Source organism: Aeoliella sp., assembly GCF_965227375.1.
Lineage (GTDB): Bacteria > Planctomycetota > Planctomycetia > Pirellulales > Lacipirellulaceae > Aeoliella.
In genome coordinates this window covers 2,984,434-3,001,086 of sequence record NZ_CBDDFX010000002.1, presented here as the reverse complement: position 1 = coordinate 3,001,086, position 16,653 = coordinate 2,984,434, and the positions used below count along the sequence as shown (strand labels likewise).

Annotated in this window: 17 protein-coding genes; 14 read left to right on the top strand and 3 right to left on the bottom strand. The window is 60.1% G+C overall.

Going from position 1 to position 16,653, the window contains the following annotated elements:
• Positions 1-100: 100 nt before the first annotated feature.
• Positions 101-1,825: a hypothetical protein gene (locus ACQK2L_RS24815; RefSeq protein WP_425399736.1), complete on the bottom strand. Its 1,725-nt coding sequence runs from the start codon at positions 1,823-1,825 to the stop codon at positions 101-103.
• A gap of 14 nt (positions 1,826-1,839) precedes the next feature.
• The gene (locus tag ACQK2L_RS24810) at positions 1,840-2,772 is read right to left on the bottom strand and encodes a hypothetical protein (RefSeq protein WP_425399735.1); all 933 of its coding nucleotides are present in this window, start codon (positions 2,770-2,772) and stop codon (positions 1,840-1,842) included.
• Between the two features lie 472 nt (positions 2,773-3,244).
• Here ACQK2L_RS24810 and ACQK2L_RS24805 point away from each other — a divergent pair, with 472 nt between their 5' ends.
• From ACQK2L_RS24805 to ACQK2L_RS24740, 14 genes are all read left to right on the top strand, one after another.
• Positions 3,245-3,673 carry a molybdenum cofactor biosynthesis protein MoaE gene (locus ACQK2L_RS24805; RefSeq protein ID WP_425399734.1) on the top strand — a complete coding sequence of 143 codons (429 nt, stop codon included), beginning with the start codon at positions 3,245-3,247 and terminating at the stop codon, positions 3,671-3,673.
• Between the two features lie 211 nt (positions 3,674-3,884).
• Positions 3,885-4,865 carry a GTP 3',8-cyclase MoaA gene (gene moaA / locus ACQK2L_RS24800; RefSeq protein ID WP_425399733.1) on the top strand — a complete coding sequence of 327 codons (981 nt, stop codon included), beginning with the start codon at positions 3,885-3,887 and terminating at the stop codon, positions 4,863-4,865.
• A gap of 134 nt (positions 4,866-4,999) precedes the next feature.
• Positions 5,000-5,428: a YkgJ family cysteine cluster protein gene (locus ACQK2L_RS24795; protein WP_425399732.1), complete on the top strand. Its 429-nt coding sequence runs from the start codon at positions 5,000-5,002 to the stop codon at positions 5,426-5,428.
• 473 nt (positions 5,429-5,901) lie between these two features.
• Positions 5,902-6,312, top strand: a complete 411-nt coding sequence (locus ACQK2L_RS24790) for an HU family DNA-binding protein (RefSeq protein WP_425399731.1) — start codon at positions 5,902-5,904, stop codon at positions 6,310-6,312.
• Positions 6,313-6,522: 210 nt separating this feature from the next.
• A complete protein-coding gene (locus ACQK2L_RS24785; RefSeq protein ID WP_425399730.1) occupies positions 6,523-6,756 on the top strand; it encodes a hypothetical protein in 234 nt (77 codons plus the stop codon).
• 114 nt (positions 6,757-6,870) lie between these two features.
• The gene (locus ACQK2L_RS24780) at positions 6,871-7,776 is read left to right on the top strand and encodes a dihydroorotate dehydrogenase (protein WP_425399729.1); all 906 of its coding nucleotides are present in this window, start codon (positions 6,871-6,873) and stop codon (positions 7,774-7,776) included.
• Between the two features lie 122 nt (positions 7,777-7,898).
• The gene (trpS, locus tag ACQK2L_RS24775) at positions 7,899-8,870 is read left to right on the top strand and encodes a tryptophan--tRNA ligase (RefSeq protein WP_425399728.1); all 972 of its coding nucleotides are present in this window, start codon (positions 7,899-7,901) and stop codon (positions 8,868-8,870) included.
• Positions 8,870-9,466 (top strand): hypothetical protein, encoded by a 597-nt coding sequence (locus tag ACQK2L_RS24770; RefSeq protein WP_425399727.1) that lies wholly within the window; start codon positions 8,870-8,872, stop codon positions 9,464-9,466. Before trpS ends, ACQK2L_RS24770 begins: the two co-directional genes overlap by 1 nt.
• A 141-nt stretch (positions 9,467-9,607) precedes the next feature.
• Entirely contained in the window at positions 9,608-10,747 is a 1,140-nt protein-coding gene (locus tag ACQK2L_RS24765; protein WP_425399726.1) for a trans-sulfuration enzyme family protein, read from the top strand.
• A 160-nt stretch (positions 10,748-10,907) separates the two neighbouring features.
• On the top strand, positions 10,908-11,273 hold the full coding sequence (locus tag ACQK2L_RS24760; RefSeq protein ID WP_425399725.1) for a CoA-binding protein: 366 nt from the start codon (positions 10,908-10,910) through the stop codon (positions 11,271-11,273).
• Between the two features lies 1 nt (position 11,274).
• Positions 11,275-12,303, top strand: coding sequence for a mechanosensitive ion channel family protein (locus ACQK2L_RS24755; RefSeq protein WP_425399724.1), 1,029 nt, complete (start codon positions 11,275-11,277; stop codon positions 12,301-12,303).
• A 274-nt stretch (positions 12,304-12,577) separates the two neighbouring features.
• The gene (locus ACQK2L_RS24750) at positions 12,578-13,393 is read left to right on the top strand and encodes a PEP-CTERM sorting domain-containing protein (RefSeq protein ID WP_425399723.1); all 816 of its coding nucleotides are present in this window, start codon (positions 12,578-12,580) and stop codon (positions 13,391-13,393) included.
• A gap of 181 nt (positions 13,394-13,574) precedes the next feature.
• A complete protein-coding gene (locus ACQK2L_RS24745; protein ID WP_425399722.1) occupies positions 13,575-14,969 on the top strand; it encodes a c-type cytochrome in 1,395 nt (464 codons plus the stop codon).
• A gap of 3 nt (positions 14,970-14,972) precedes the next feature.
• On the top strand, positions 14,973-16,052 hold the full coding sequence (locus tag ACQK2L_RS24740) for a hypothetical protein (protein WP_425399721.1): 1,080 nt from the start codon (positions 14,973-14,975) through the stop codon (positions 16,050-16,052).
• A 5-nt stretch (positions 16,053-16,057) separates the two neighbouring features.
• On the opposite strand, the gene ACQK2L_RS24735 is transcribed toward ACQK2L_RS24740, so the two are convergent.
• Complete coding sequence (locus ACQK2L_RS24735) at positions 16,058-16,561, bottom strand: MogA/MoaB family molybdenum cofactor biosynthesis protein (protein WP_425399720.1); 504 nt, start codon at positions 16,559-16,561, stop codon at positions 16,058-16,060.
• Positions 16,562-16,653: the final 92 nt, after the last annotated feature.

Below are 16,653 nucleotides of genomic sequence, written 5' to 3'. Positions count from 1 at the left end.
CGCCTTTTTCAGCATCTCCAAGTGCATCTTTTCCAACTCTACGACCTGCTTGTGTTGTTCGTCGATATTAGGCAGTAACTACACACTCCCGAGCCACTGCCTACTCCTCAGGAGTCCCTTCGATCTGCTGAATGGTCCAGCCCACAGGATTGTCCGATTTATCGAAGAGTTCTGTTTCGTCACTAAAATATTCGGAGAACCTTTCGCGAAGGTCGTGCAGCGCCGGAATCGCAGCGCTCGCCGCGGGTCCGATGCTTGCAAGGGCCTCTAAGATGCTACTTGGCATTTCATCTGGATCATCCTGTAGATGATTTGCAAGCGGGACAACCGCCGCTGATGCAGACTCACCGAACATTGCAACGACATCAGCGACCCTTGCGTGAGGACCATGGTAGCCGTGATCTGGATCGTACTCCTCGAACGAATCGAGCGCCTCCACGAGCACCGGAACACACTCTTCCGGATAAGAAGTAAGGTACTTCATTGCAGAGATCGCAACACCTCGCTCCTGCATGGTGAGATCGTATTGCGTGTCTTCATAGTCAGCATAAGTTCTGAGCTTTGCTTCTCGAGGCTGGGCCAGCATCAGCACTCGGTTTCGCACCGCGGCGAAGTCTCTACCAACCGACGCCAGCGCGAGCACCGCGGCGCAGCAGTCTTCGTCATTGTCCAGCAAGGAGAGCAGCAGATTGCATATCTCTTCATGCCGATCGCAGACGCTTAGCCCTATGTGCTCCAACACACTTGCCGCTGAACAGCGAATAATGCTCGAATCGTGGGTCAATCGATCAATCATCCGTTGCACAATGGCAGGATTGTCTCTTCCAACGGAACCAAGTGCACCAGCCCCGTCAAACCAATGGCTCGCATTGTCTTCATCAAGCTGTCGATCGATGTCGTTGATCAATCTGTCTGCGAATTGAGCAGAAGCGGGACCGATTCTCTCAATAGCAGACAAGGCTTGGTGCCGAAGTTGAGACTCTGACAGTAAGGCTTCCAGCACGGAGGGTGCGGCCAGCAGTTCTTGGTCCAACAGATCGAAGACTCGGTTAGCCGCAAAACCTGAAGCTGCGGCCGCTTCCGCTCCTTGGAATATGTTGTTATCGACATCACAACCGCCGCGCCAATAAGCGGCGTTCAGCTTCGCCAATCTACTCTCGGCCGTTCCTTTCTCGTCGCTGTCCGTTGTAGAATTGATGGTCGTCAGGAGACGTTCGGCGATGCGATGGTATTTTCCATCACGCACGGAAGTTTGTGTACACGTTTTCCGAACGCGCTGATTCCAATCTCTCGAACAAGCCAACTTAAAAGCACCGAGTTTCTCCACAAACTGCGCCGAATCGAAATCGGCACCACCAACAACTTCTTTGAGGTGTGCCGCAAAGCGAGGAGATTGCGACTCGACATCTGGCATCTCCGCCATGTCTTCAAAGTCGGTGTGGGCCGAAGGCATCCCCCATTCCATCGCCTGTAGCACTTCGCCAGCGTGGATGCGTACCGAAGCCGATTCGTCGAGCAGCAGCCATAGCCACTCCTCGAGCGGTTTCCCTTCTCTGATGAATGAACAATCTGGCTGAAAGTTCAAAGCTGAATTCCTCACGTCTGCTACTGTCCAGAATTGGAGATTGAACACGCTGGCAGTCGCGACCGTGATGATGAAAAACTCGGTGGAACGTGACCATTGACTCACCCAGCATACCAATAAGGTGCCGTATGCGAGTAAGACCGTATTTAGCCACCAGGGTTCGCTGTCGCCGCTCCGCGGCTGGAGATAGATTCTCAACTGTTCCTGGGACTGACGTCCCAGGCTATGCGCGGTCGCCACTCCGTGGCTTCAAGTCAATTGGCAGGAGGTGGTGGTGGAGCGGAAGAGTAAACGCCGGATTGCTGTAGCGTTTGTTGGGCTAGTTGGCGAATCGATTCATCAGTGTGTCCCGCTTCGCGAAGCGCTTGAATCCTAGCCATGCAATCATTGGACCCATCCTCCAGGCCGCGGAGTAGGTAGGGGTCGTTCGTTTGAGGGATGGGTGCCCGGAATGCGCCCGATTTGCGATAGGGAGAAGCAATCCACTCCAGGCAGTCTTCCCAGGCCTGATGATGTGCGCTTTCGTAGGAGAATGCAGCGTGCAGACGCTGCTTATACACCGTGCCATCCTTCTCCCGCGCGTTGCGGACAAGCACGAAAGGAATGTCGTCTGGGATATCAACACGTTTCGGGTGCGCTAAGCTCGAGCGTTGTGCATTTGGCGTGACGGTGGCAGCAGGAAGTTCCGCCACTTTCCTCCACACTGGTGGCTGTCCCTTGTAACGCTCTGCAGAACGCTCCAGCACGATGTTCTTTGTCGTTTTCGGAAGTACGACAAATGCGTAGGGGGTGACATGCGCTGCACCTCCGTTGGGGCCCGCTGTTTGGTAGGTTCTCGCTTCGAACCGTAGGACAACAGTGTTTACTTCGTTCGTCACCGTGTCGACTCTGTAGCCTGCGGTGTTCGTGGTCGCGCCGCCGAAGATGGCCACCACCATGCACCGCTTGAAATCGACTTGGAAGGACTCGCGGTTGGGATTGTCGTAAACAGGTTCAATGTCCAGGTGCTCGAGCCACACCTGCGACCACTGCTGTTGTGTATCAATGCGACGAAAACTGGCCTGCGTCACGTGGGAATCGTCATCGCTCAGAACAGCTAGCGGGGCGCTCACCTCCACTACGGTTTGTTGAGCGGAGGCCAGGCTGACGCAGCACACCACGCAGCAGGATAGAAGTATGGTCCGCACCGGATTTCCCTCCAAAGTTAGATCCTCGTTCCGCTTCCGCACCAATCCCACAAGTGTAAGAAATCCGCCGTAGAAATCGCACACCAATCTGTTCTAATGGACGTGCTCTGCGGTGCAGAGCGGACGCTGCGGCTAGGTGGAGAGTCCTTCCGGATTTGGGGGGTCGAACCCACGAGCCGGACCGCCACGTGGGCCGCGAGTTGCCCCACCGAGATTGGGCCGAGGGTTTTGGGCCAATTGGGGTTTTGGTCCACCTGCGGTTAACCCTGGGGCAAAACCCCTCGCGTTTCGGTCCCGCGACCACTAGCCAGAGGCTGCAAAACAAGTGGTTTACGAGTTTAATGGGGCCTAAAGCCACATGGGGTTTTGGGCCAATGGATCGTTTATCCCCATAACTGGCCCAAAACCCGTTTTGGGCCGGCGTCGAATATTAGTAGAAAACAACTAAGTTAAGACCTCGGAATTCTCCACGGTGATCTCGCTGACTCACAAGCCGATCGAACTCCCCCCGCTCGTCGCGCGAGCCAGTCAGCCGGCTGCCGGGGCGGTGGTGGCGTTCGTCGGCATCACCCGGGCCCAAACCCGAGATGCGGCGGGCGACAAGCACACCGAGCGGCTGGCGTACGAGGCTTACGAGCAGATGGCCTTCGCGAAGCTCGAAGAGCTGGAAGCGGCCGCGCGGAAGCGGTGGCCGCTGGTGGAGTGCATCGTTGTGCACCGGCTGGGCGAAGTGCCGATCACCGAGGCGAGCGTCGCCGTGGTGGTCAGCAGCCCTCATCGACGCGCGAGTTTCGAGGCGGCCGAGTGGCTCATCGATACATTGAAGCAGGACGTGCCGATTTGGAAGCAGGAACATTACCAAGGAGGGGAGACCGAATGGGTGCATCCGGGGATCGGTTAATGGGATCATGGCTTGGCAATTCGGCCCCCACCCTAGCCCTCCCCCAAACGATTTCGCGACCAAGTCATTTGGCCGTGTCGACTCCCACCCGCGCGAAATCGCCCGGGGGAGGGAACTGAGCACACTTACTCACCTACTCACAACGTTACCCGCGGCTAGCGCCGTCGGCTCACTTAACTTGGCTGACTCCCTTCCAACTCGACCTCCGCTTGTGGACTCGTTTGATCGCACGCATACGAGCTTGCGGCTCAGCGTTACCGATCGGTGTAACATTCGTTGCTTCTACTGCATGCCGGCCGAAGGGGTGCGGTTCTTGCCGCGGAGTGAGATCTTGTCGTTCGAGGAGATCACGCACTTCGTTCGCGTGGTTGTGCCGATGGGTGTGACTCGGATTCGCATCACCGGCGGTGAGCCATTGGTGCGGGCGGAGTTGCCGACGCTGATCGCCATGCTCCGTGAGATCGATGGTCTGGAAGACTTGGCTCTCACCACCAACGGCATGCTGCTGGGCGAGCAAGCCGAGCCGCTCAAGCAGGCGGGACTCGATCGGTTGAACATTAGCCTCGATACGCTCGACGCGGCGAAGTTCGAGCGGATGACGCGCAGGCAGGGACTCGAGCAAGTGCTGGCGGGTATCGACGCGGCGCAGCGGGCGGGGTTTGCATCGATTCGGCTGAACGCTTTGGCGATTCGCGATGAGACCGAAGAGGAAGTGGTGCCGCTAGTTCAGTTCGCGCGGTCGCGGGGGCTGGTGATGCGGTTCATCGAGTTCATGCCGCTGGATGCTGAAGGTGCCTGGCAGCACGATCGTGTGCTGACCGGCGAGGCCATTCGTGGAATCCTCGAGCGCGACCTGGGCCCGTTGGCGCCTGCCGAGCGGACCGACACCAGTCAGCCAGCGGTGGACTACGACTTCGCCGATGGCAGCGGGCGCGTGGGGTTCATCAACCCGGTGAGCGAGCCTTTCTGCGGGGCGTGCGATCGGCTACGCTTGACCGCCGAAGGCCAGATTCGCAACTGCTTGTTCAGCACAACCGAGTCGGACGCCCGGAAGCTGCTGCGTGAGGGGGCGAGCGACGGAGCAATCGAACAACTGGTCCGCGAGTCGATCGCGGCCAAAAAGCCCGGCCACGGCATCGACGACCAAACGTTCCTGCGGCCGCAAAGGGCCATGTACCAGATCGGAGGGTAGTTATGAATGACCAATGACGTATTAACAATGACCAATACTTCGTCGGCAAACCCGTTACGTTGGCGCATTTGGTCATTGGACATTCGTCATTGGTCATTAAAAACTTCCCTCGTATCGAACCACCGACGAAACCTATGCCTGCAAAGAAGCCCCCCACTCCCTGGTACGCCGACGGTCTCCGGTTCAAATGCACCGGGTGTGGCGACTGCTGCACGGGGGCGCCGGGCTACGTGTGGGTGAACAAGGCCGACATTGAGCTGCTGGCGGCCGAGATGGAGATGGAAGTCCCGGATTTCGAAGCCAAGTACGTCCGCAGCGTGGGCGTGCGGAAGAGCCTGATCGAGTTCGACAACGGCGACTGCGTGTTCTTCGATGGCAAAACCCGCAAGTGCGAAGTCTACGCCGCCCGACCGCGCCAGTGCCGCACCTGGCCGTTCTGGGACTCGAACCTCCGCACGCCGGAGACTTGGGAAGCGACCTGCGAGGAATGCCCCGGCGCGGGCAAAGGGAAGCTGTACGACATCGAGCACATCGAATCGGAGCGAGCGAAGATCCGCGTGTGAAGCTTGCTGTAAGTGCTAGCGAGGCGGGTCGTCCTCGACCCCGGATAGAGGACCGTAGGGATTTGAGAAACTTTTCCGATTGGATGAAGTTTGCTGATCGGAGCGACCGATGATTAGTTGTGAGTCCCCATTGGACTGCGCGGATAGCGATAGGCCGAGTGCGGCGAGAATTTTCGCAAGTCTTTGTTAAATATAGATTTGCAGCGATTTTCTCCAAATCGAGCCGGTTCGCGAGCCTGGTGGCGACTCGTAAGTTGTTTGACAATTTGGGTTTAAGTGCGTTTTGTTCAGCCCACAGCTGGCAGCAGAATCAACGAACAGAGCGCGGCAGAATCCCGTACCAGAGCGGGTGTCGGCGAAGCGTCAATCTTGACTCTAGTGCTTGCTACAATTACACTTGGAGCAAGACAGCACGTCGTCATCAGGGCCATTTTCGCTGCCCAAATCAGCTCTTCGGACGAGGAAATTCTGTCGTGACCAAAAAAGAGATCGTAAAGACCATTTCCGAGGAGATTGGGCTCACCCAGCTCAAGACCAAAGAGATCGTCCAGAAGACATTCGACGCGATTGTGGAGACCCTGGTCGAGGACCATCGGATCGAGCTTCGCAATTTCGGGGTCTTCGAAGTGAAGAAACGAGCGGCCCGCAAGGCGCGGAATCCCCGCACCGGCGAGAAGGTATCGGTACCGGAGAAATTCGTCGTAACCTTCAAGCCTGGTAAGGAGATGGAAGCACGCGTCCGCGAGCTGGAACGTCGCGCTAACGAGGAACGCGAAGCCCGTGAGCGGGCCGAGGCGGCCGAGATGAACGGCTCGTCAGGCCACACCGCCGCGGCGCCGCCCCCAGCGACGCCAACACCAAGCGAACAAACGAGTTACGAGTAGACGAGCAGGCGAGAGACACTCCTTCAAAGGATTGAAGGAAAGCCGACCATCGCCGGCTCATCGCCCGCGCAACTTGTTGGCTGCAAAACACTTATCCCAAGAACTTGTCACCCCGCGGCTTCGGCCGCAACAGTAGGAATCACGTCTCCCCGAGCCTCCAGGGCGTTCGCCCACTGGGCCGGTGGTTACTCAAGGAGGAGTACCAGTCCCATGCGTAAGTGCCATTCCCGGAAATGGTTGTTGACCGGCCTGCTGGCCTGCGTCCTCATGTCGAACGTCGGTTGCCTGCTGCCGCTTTATTCGGGCGACCCTGCTCGCCGCGTCCGCCAGTTGATCTTCACCTCCGAAGACCTGGGCGCGATGATGGACGAGTGGGAGCGAATCTGGTTCCTCGACCAGCCAAGCCACATGAAGCCGTTCGTGACGCACGGCGGCGTTATTTAGCAGCCACTCGGGCCACACCGCAGCAGTTGGGCCGCTCGCGTCGCCGTGGGACGCGCGGTACATTGCCGGTTTGACCCTGTGACTTGCTAGTAACGCTTGAGGAAACCTGCGCTCGTGGACCTGTCCGTCTCGCTCGGCCGACTGCGGCTACCCAACCCAGTCATGGTGGCCTCCGGCACGTTTGGGTACGCCCGCGAGATGCAGGGTCTGGTGGATCTGGGGCGTCTGGGTGGCATCCTGCCGAAGACCATCACCAAGCAGCCCCGCGCGGGCAACGCACCCTGGCGAACCATCGAGACGCCAGCGGGCATGCTGAACTCCATCGGCCTGGACAACGACGGTATCGACTCGTTCCTCCAGAAGCTGATGCCGTACCTGGCATCGCTCGGCGTGCCGATCGTAGTGAGCGTCGCAGGCCGCACGGCGGACGAGTTCGTGGAGCTCGCCCAGCAGCTCGACGGAGTCGAAGGCGTGGCGGCCGTGGAACTGAACATCTCCTGCCCCAACGTGTCTGGAGGGGTGGACTTCGGCACCGATCCGGCGATGTGCGAGGACCTGGTGCGTCGCTGTCGCGAAGCGACCGAGGTGCCGATCCTGGCGAAGCTCACGCCGAACGTCACTCGCATCGCCGACATGGCCAAAGCGGCCTCGGCGGGCGGAGCGGACGGGTTGTCGATGATCAACACGTGCCTGGGCATGGCGATCGACTGGCGGAACCGCCGACCAATGCTGGGCAACGTGATGGGCGGACTGAGCGGCCCCGCGATCAAGCCAATCGCCCTGCGATGCGTGTACCAGGCCCGGCAGGTGACCGACACCCCCATTATCGGCATCGGTGGCATTGCCAATATTGACGACGCCATGGAGTTCCTGGTGGCGGGCGCCACCGCAGTTCAACTCGGCACGGTGAACTTTTACAAACCACAAGCTAGTATGGAAGTCTTGGATGCGTTGCCGGGTGCGCTCAAGGAGTTGGGAGCGAGTTCGGTGGCCGAGGTCGTGGGGACGCTGGTTGCGTAGCTGTTGATTAGCCCTGGCATTCATGCCATGGGATAAGGATGAAGATACATAGATATCATCCCCCGGCATAAATGCCGGGGCTAGTAACTCTCGAGACAACAAACCCCGACCCCTCCACCACCATGCGCGTACTTTCCGGCATCCAACCCACCGGCCCTTTTCACTGGGGCAACTACTTCGGCGCCATTCGGCAGTACATCGAGCTGCAGCACACCGCCACCGAGTCGTATTACTTCATCGCCAACCTGCACGCGCTCAACACCGTGCGGGATCAGGAACTGCTCAAGCAGTACACGCTCGACGGGGCCACCGACCTTTTGGCGTTGGGGCTCAATCCCGAGAAGGCGGTGCTGTTTGTGCAGAGCGACGTGCCGGAAGTGAGCGAGCTGTGTTGGCTGCTGATGACCGGCACGCCGATGGGGCTGTTGGAGCGATGCGTGAGCTACAAGGACAAGATTGCCAAGGGGCTGAAGGCCGACGCGGGGTTGTTTGCCTACCCGGTGCTGCAGGCGGCCGACATCCTGGCGTACGACGCCGACATCGTGCCGGTGGGCGAGGACCAGCTGCAGCACATCGAGGTCTGCCGCGACATCGCCGGTTCGTTCAATCATCACTTCGGCGAAACGTTCGTCATGCCCAAAGGCAAGGTGCTCGACCAAAGCGCCAAGGTGCCTGGGCTCGATGGCGAGAAGATGAGCAAGAGCTACAACAACACGCTGGCCGTGTTCGACGAAGAGAAGAAGCAGCGAAAGCAGATTATGCGGATCCAGACCGACAGCCGCCCGATGGAGGATCCCAAGGACCCCGAAGGCGACGTGCTGATGGACCTCTACAAACTGGTCGCCACCGACGAGCAAGTCGCCGAGATGAGCGAGACTTATCGTAAAGGTGGTTTCGGGTACGGCGAAGTGAAGAAAGCCCTGGCCAACGCGGCGCAAGAGTACTGGGCCGAAGTGCGCGAACGCCGCGAGGAGTTTGCTGCTAAGCCTGAGTTGGTGCGTGAGATATTAGCCGCCGGTGCCGAGAAGGCGCGGGCCAAGGCTGGCGACACGCTCAAGCGAGCGCAAGAGGCTTGCGGTGTGAAGGGGTGGTGATGATCGCCGAGTTGCTCCAGGATGCGACTTGGTCTGGGCCTGAACTCGACGATGACGCGATACTTGCTGCGTGCCCGGATGAGTTGCAGCACTACCTGAAGCAGTGCAACGGGTTCATCCTGTTTCGTGGTGGATTGCACGTTCGTGGTGCTTGTACCGCTCCCGATTGGCATTCCCTGCGAGAGGTCTGGAAAGACGATCACGCCTTGTCGGAACTATATGCCGAAGTTGCGCCGACTGACGTGCCGTTTGCTCAAGACTGCATGGGAGATCAATTCCTGTTGCGCAAGAGCCACGTCGTTCGGCTGAAGGCGGAAGACGGAGGTTTGGAAGAACTGAACTTGAGTCTCGATGGGTTCTTTGCAGCCTACCTGGCAGACCCCGAAGGATTTCTTTCGTTCAGCATTGAGCGACCGTTGGAGCCGGGGATGGTGTTCTTTGCTTATCCACCGTTTGTCGTGAAATCCGAGAAGCCGCCGTCGCTTGGAACTGTGCCGGTATTCGACGCGTTGCACGCCCACGCGGCACTAGCAGACCAACTGCGTGACCTGCCCGATGGAGCGGAGATTCGAATCTCGGTCGATCCCCCGGGCTAACCCTCGCTTACTAAAGAACTTTCATGTTTAGCAAGTTGCTGAACTTGCTGATGATTCACTGAATTCTTGCGAATCCAGCTACACTTGAAGGCCACGGCTTCGGCCCTCGACATTCACTTGGCGGCTGCCCATACTGGCCGGATGAAATTTCGAACCCGCGCAATTCACGTTGGTAACGAGCCCTGCCCGCAAACCGGAGCGGTGGTGCCGCCGATCTACATGGCGAGCACCTTCATGCAGCACGAGGCGGGCAAGTGGCGGGAGTTCGACTACTCGCGGAGTGGCAACCCGACGCGGTCGTGCTTCGAGCAGACCATTGCCGATCTGGAGGGCGGCGCCGGGGCCATGGCGTTTGCCACCGGCATGGCGGCCACCAGTTGTGTGATGGCGATGCTCAAGTCGGGCGACCATGTGCTGTGCGGCAGCGACATCTACGGCGGCACCTATCGACTGCTGCATAAGGTGTCGAATCGCGCGGGCATCGAGACGTCGCTGGCCGACTCGACCGATCCGGAAGCCTTCGCGGCCGCGATCAAGCCGAACACGAAACTGGTGTGGATCGAGTCACCCGGCAACCCGCGGATGACGATCACCGACATCGCCGCGTGTGCGAAGATTGCCCACGACGCCGGCGCGGTGTTGGGCGTCGACAACACGTTCGCCACGCCGGTGCTCACTCGGCCAATCGAACTGGGCGCCGACATCGTGATGCACTCGGCCACCAAGTACATCGGCGGCCACAGCGACGTAATGGGCGGCGTGTTGGTGGCCAACACCAAAGCGCTGTACGACGAACTGTACTTCGTTGCAAACTCCACCGGTGCGATCATGGCGCCGCTCGAATCGTTCCTCTGCTCACGGGGTCTCAAGACGCTGGAGCTTCGCGTTCGCGAACAGTGTAAGACTGCCATGCAGCTCGCCGACTGGCTCGAGCAGCACCCGCGCGTGGCGTGCGTACGGTATCCAGGCTTGGCCACGCATCCGGGGCACGAGTTGGCCGCCCGACAGATGGACGGCGGCTTCGGCGCCATGATGTCGTTCGACCTCGACGGCACGTTCGACGACGCCAAACGGGTGGTCGAATCGACCAAGCTGTTCCATCTGGCGGTGAGTCTCGGCGCGGTGGAGTCGCTCATCGAGCAGCCCGCCAGCATGTCGCACGCCAGCTACGACGCGGCCGATCGAGCCAAGCACGGCATCACCGACGGCATGATCCGCTTGAGCGTGGGGCTGGAAGCGTTCGAAGATCTCCGCGACGACTTGGCTCAGGCGATTGGATAGGGCTTCGAAGCTTCGTATTCCGTCGCGGAACTGGCCAGATGATCGCCGATTTGGTTTTTGGGCGCAGTGAGCTTATCATTGCACTTGTATCGACTCCTCTGCGCCAGTTCTGGAAAAACCGCGTTCCATTCTTTCCCCTGCTTTCCACGAGGACACCGCCATGTCCAAGCCAACCGTTGCCATCGTTGGCGCGAGCGCCGATCCCTCGAAGTTTGGCTACAAGTCGATCCGCTCGCATCTTGCGGCCGACTACGAGGTCTATCCCGTGAACCCGAAGGGGGGCGAGATCGAGGGCCTCGTCGTGTATACGTCGTTGGCCGATGTGCCGGTTGAGAAGTTGGATCGCATCAGTGTGTACCTGCCGCCGGCGATCGGCGTGACGATGCTCGACGAGATCGCCGCGAAGGGTTGCGATGAGTTGTGGCTCAACCCTGGCAGCGATGCACCAGAGGTGGTGGAGAAGGCCCGCGCGTTGGGGCTGAACGTGGTGCAAGCGTGCAGCATTGTCGATGTGATGGGGCGGTAGCATGATCGACGACTGGTTAATTCGTCACTGGCCGTTCTGCCTGATTCTGTTCATTACGATTGTTGCCCTGATCATCATCCGGCAGCGGTTAAGGAAGGGCCGCAGTGTTCCTCAATTGGACGACCAGCGACTCCTGCGGCGCACCGTGCTGACGTTCGTCGGCGTGATGGGCCTGTCGCTGTCGCTCGCCACGCTCGACATGGAGCACCACTTTCTGGCCGTGGTGGGCATTATCATCTCGGGCGGACTTGCTCTGGCCTCGACGCCGCTGCTCTCCAACTTGATGGCCGGGGCGATGCTGCTGTTCGAGGAAACCTACCGGCCCGGCGACATCCTGCAGTTCGATGGCACGTACGGGCGAGTCACCCAGGTTCGCTTGCTGTACACCGAACTGCAGACCGAAGATCGCGACTTGATGCGCGTGCCGAGCCTTCACATCGTTTCCCGGCCAGTGAAGGTAGTGCACGCCGAAGGCACCATTATCGCTTGCACGGTTTCGCTCGGCTACGAGATCTGTCGAGCCGAGATCGAGCGCGTCCTCGAAATGGCAGCGCTGGCCGCCGAACTTCGCGATCCGCGCGTGCAGGTGACCGAACTGGGTGACTACTCCATTACTTACCGCGTGGCCGGCGTGCTGGAGGAAGTGAACGCCATGGTCACCGCCCGGTCGAACCTTCGCAAGATGGTGATCGACATGCTGCACGGGGCGGGCATCGAGATCGTTTCGCCCGTGTATCAGAACCAGCGCCGCCTGGCGGACGACGCGACAGTGATTCCGGAGGAAGTGAATACCGGCGAGTTGGGGTTGGCGACCGCCGCCGACCACGTGTTCTTTCCCGATGCGGAACGAGCCAGCAAACTTGTCCGCCTTGCCGACCAGTTGGAGCGGGTCAGGGTGGAGATTGCGGATCTTGAGAGAGTCTATGCAGCCGACGCAGATCCGCGCGTCGCGGTTCGCATCGAGCGCAAGAAGCGACATATCGAGCGGATGGAAGCAATTCTGAAGGGACTGGAGAAGGGTAGCGAATAGGCGGCCCCCGTACTGAGAGTGTGGAATAACAGAAGGATTCTCCCCTTTCTGCACCATCATGTCTTCTAGGGAACAGCGGATTTCTCACACCTGCGTTAAGAAACCGAGTAAATCGGGTGATTCTTGCTTGACCGCAGGCGTCGGGGGGCGTTACCCTGCTGTTCGTAATTGTAGGCGGCCCTGGCCAGTGGACGCTCTCTTTGTCCAATGGGCCGCAACAGTGGGGCAACAGTAGCTTCGGGCTACGCGTCTTTATTCTGTGAGGTTAGATCCAATGACTAGGAAGAGTTTGTGGGGCCTCCTGTGGCTGATGGCCATGGGGGTTTTGGTATCGCCCGGCGTTGTCGGCGCGGCCAGTCTGGGCGACGCCGATTACGACGGCGACGGAAAGCTCGGGCTGACTGATTACAACGGCTGGGTTGCAGACGGTGGCGACTCGGACACACTGACGGTGTGGAAGGAGAACTTTGGAGCGGACGTTCCCAGTCCCGCACTGCTGACCACCTTGGGTGGCGCTCTGCCCGCCGCCGACGGTCCGACGGCTTCGGCGATCGGCATTCGTGACGGAGAGTTCATCAACTGGACCGTCTACTTCACGCCGGATGAATCCGGATTCTATGATCCGCCCGATGACAATCCCGATCGCGGTGTGGGGGGGAGCCTCGCGGTGAACTTCAGCTACGAGATGCCCGCAGGTAGTTTGATACCCTCGAGTGTCATGCTGTTGGCGCCGTTCGATGAATTCGATGACTTTCCAGGAGATGATCCCTATCAGGGTGACTTTGTCGAGGGCATCCAGACTTACCAATCGACAACCGCCAAGATGACCGCTGGTCTCGTGGACGCGATCTTCCTGCCGGCTGGCTCTGAGTTTCTCACCGAAGCGGTGCCGGCTCCGGCGATGAAGTTCACCACCACAGCCGATGGAGACATGCTCACCTTTGGTGGTCTGGTGGCGCAGGAAATCCCTGGTACGTCGGGAGAATTCATGCTCGCGCCGCAAACCGTAGGCGCCGTGCCCGAGCCTGGCACTGCTCTGATTCTTGGTCTTGCGGTAGGTTTGGCCGCGGTAGCCTATCGCCGCCGATAGTTCGGATAGACTGACAACAAGACGTAGTATCAAAGCAGCCTGCGAGTCTCGCCGAAACAGCGGGGCCGCAGGCTGCTTTTGCTTGAGTGCGACGTTTTGCCGCATTCACGTTGTGGACATTCGTGGTAGGATTAAGTGCCTTGGATTCAACTGAACTCCTGCACGCAATCCCCTTCGCCACGTGTTTCCCTACTATCCGATCAACGAGTTTGGCCCCGTGATGAAGGGGATGGTGATCGGGGGGCTGGGCATCTTTCACGTGTTCCTGGCGCAGTTTGCCATCGGCGGGGGGATGCTGCTCTGCTACTTCCAGTGGCGCGACAATCGTTACGGCGACACGCTCGCCCGGCGGTTTGTCGATGGCTATTTCCGCTGGCTGGTGCTGGTGAGCTTCGTCACCGGAGCGCTCACCGGCGTGGCCATGTGGTTCACGACCATTCAGATCAGCCCGCGGACCATTGGCATGATGGTCGACGAATTCCACTGGATCTGGGCGACCGAGTGGACGTTCTTCTGCCTGGAGGTCGGCAGCGGCTACGCCTTCTACCGTTACGCCAAGGTGCTGGATGGCCGCACGCGGCTCGCGCTGTTGACGCTATACGCGGTGGCCGCGTGGATGAGCTTGTTCTGGATCAACGGCATCCTCGCCTGGCAACTGACACCCGGCGGGTGGCTCGACGGGGGCGGGGTATGGAGCGGGTTTTTCAACGCCACGTTCTGGCCCTCGCTCATCTATCGCACGCTCGCCAGCATGGCGATTGCGGCGTTGGTGGCCGCGGTGGTGGTGAACCTGGCGCGGTCGTTCGATGCCGAAGAGAAGCTAACGCTGGTTCGCCGCGTGTTCTGGTTCCTCGCTCCCATGGCGTTGATGCCGATCATCGGCGCGTGGTTCCTGGCGGTGCTGCCGGCCGATAGCCGCGGCTGGGTGATGGGCGGCAGCATCGCGATGACGATGTTCTTTGCGATTGGCGCGGGCGCGTCGCTATTGATCGGCGCCTACGCGATCGCCATGTTCGCCAAGCCTCGACTGTTCGTGAACGGCGCCACCGCGGCACTGCTGTGCGCGCTGGCGTTCGCCGCCACGGCCGGAGGTGAGTTCGTCCGCGAAGGCGTCCGCAAGCCGTACACGGTGCGGCACGCGTTGTATTCCAACAGCATCACCGAAGACGAAGTGGCCCACTTCCGCGAGATTGGCTCGGTGACCAAGGACCCCTATCCGTTGGTCGATCCCGATCAGTACCCGACCGAGCAACTGCAGCTGGGTGCGAAGGTGTTTCGCATGCAATGCAGTATCTGCCACACGATGGATGGTGCCAACGGACTGATGCATCTGGCCGGCACGTGGAGCGAGGACCAGTTGCGGCTGAACATCGCCAAACTGCAGCACACCAAGCCGTTCATGCCGCCATTCGCCGGCACGTCGGAGGAACTCGAGGACCTGGTGCAACTGATTCGCTGGGAGCACGAACACCGTCCAGCAGATTGGACCGACACCAGCGACCCTGAGGTACTGGAGCAGATCGCCGAATACATGAAGCAAGCCGGCACCCAGTCGATGGTGCCGCCGCCAAAGTAGCCCATGTTCGCCCTCGACCTACCCGCCGACAACCTGCTGTACCTGGTGCTCTACCTGGTAACGCTCATGCTGCACGTGGTCGCCATGAACTACGTGGTTGGCGGAGCGATGGTCGTGGCCGGCGCAACCGTGTATCGCGTGGTGGGCAACTACTGCGACGCCACGCGGTCGATCGTCGCGGTGATCAAGGATTGGCTGCCGCTAGCGCTCGGGGTGACCATCACGCTGGGCGTTGCGCCGATCTTGTTTATTCAGCTGCTGTACAAGCACGCGTTCTACACCGCGAACCTATTATTGTTTCACCGCTGGATGGCCATCCTGCCAGTGCTGATCATCGCGTTCTATCTGCTCTACTTGCAGAAGTCGGCGTGGATCGAGCGGCGAAGCCAACTCGTCCGGGCGCTGGTCGCGCTGGGCGTGTTGGCGATGTTCCTGTTCGTCGCCTGGAGTTGGTCGGAGAACCACCTGCTGTCGCTCGCCAGCCAGCAAGAGTGGACCGAGCACTATGCCGCCGGGCGGATGTGGTACGAGACACCGGAGACGCTGCCTCGGCTGTTGCTGTGGATGATTGGCTCGCTTTCGACGCTGTCGGTGCTGGTCGCCTGGCAGCTGCGCGGCAGCGCGAGCTCGACCACCGTGCGGCGACTCGCGCTCGTTGGGCTAAGCGGTGCGGTTGGCTCGGTGCTGGCCGCGGGTTGGTATTGGGCCGCGCTGCCGGAGGCGGTGCGGACCGCGATCGCCGAGCCGGCGAACCTGAGTCTCGTGATCGGTGGCGGAGTGGGGCTCGCGGTGTTTGTTGCCGCTTGGGTGCAGATGGCCCGCAGTGGCCGCATGCCCGCGATGCTGTTGTGGTTGGCGACCGGTGGAATGGCGATCGCCATCCCTTGTGCGACGCTGCTGCGCGAAGTACGGCGGTACGTTGCGCTGGTGGAGGTTGGCCACTGGCAGCCGGCCGTAGAGGCCACGCAGGATTCGGCCCAGTTGGGTGGCTTCGGCGTGTTCCTGCTGTTTTTCGTGCTCAACGCCGCGGCCATCGCCTGGGTCCTGCGGCGAGTGGCCCAGCAGCTGCAGCACAACGCCTGAAATGGCTACTTCGTTGCTTCGTGCACCAGATGTGGTAGCTCGGGCAGGATGAGCTTCTCCATCGCCAGTCGAACTGCCGCGGTGGAGCCAGGCATGGTGAGTACAATCGTCTGGTCGCACACACCGCCCACCGCCCGACTGAGCATGGCGGCCGCACCAATCTCGTCGTAGCTGAGCATGCGGAATAATTCTCCGTAGCCGGGGAGAAGCTTAGTCATGAGGCCCACGACAGTCTCGCAGGTAGTGTCGCGCGCGGAGATGCCGGTTCCGCCAGTGACCAGCACCGCGTCGACTGCGTGGTCGGCGATCCACCGCGTGACGAGTTCCTTGACCAACAGGGGCTCGTCGGGCACGATTTCGCGATCGGCGACCACATGGCCGGCGGCAGCGAGCAGTTCGGCTACTAGCCCGCCTCCTTTGTCGGTTTCGAGAGTGCGAGTGTCGCTTACGGTGAGCACCGCCACTTGGAGAGACGACTTGGCGGACTGTTGATGCTGGCTAACAGACATGGAGTTTGGTTGGTGTTGTAAATTTGGGCGTAGGATGGCGTTTCCCCAGCGGTTTGGCCTCCCAGCGGCCCCACTAGCGATTCACCCCGCAA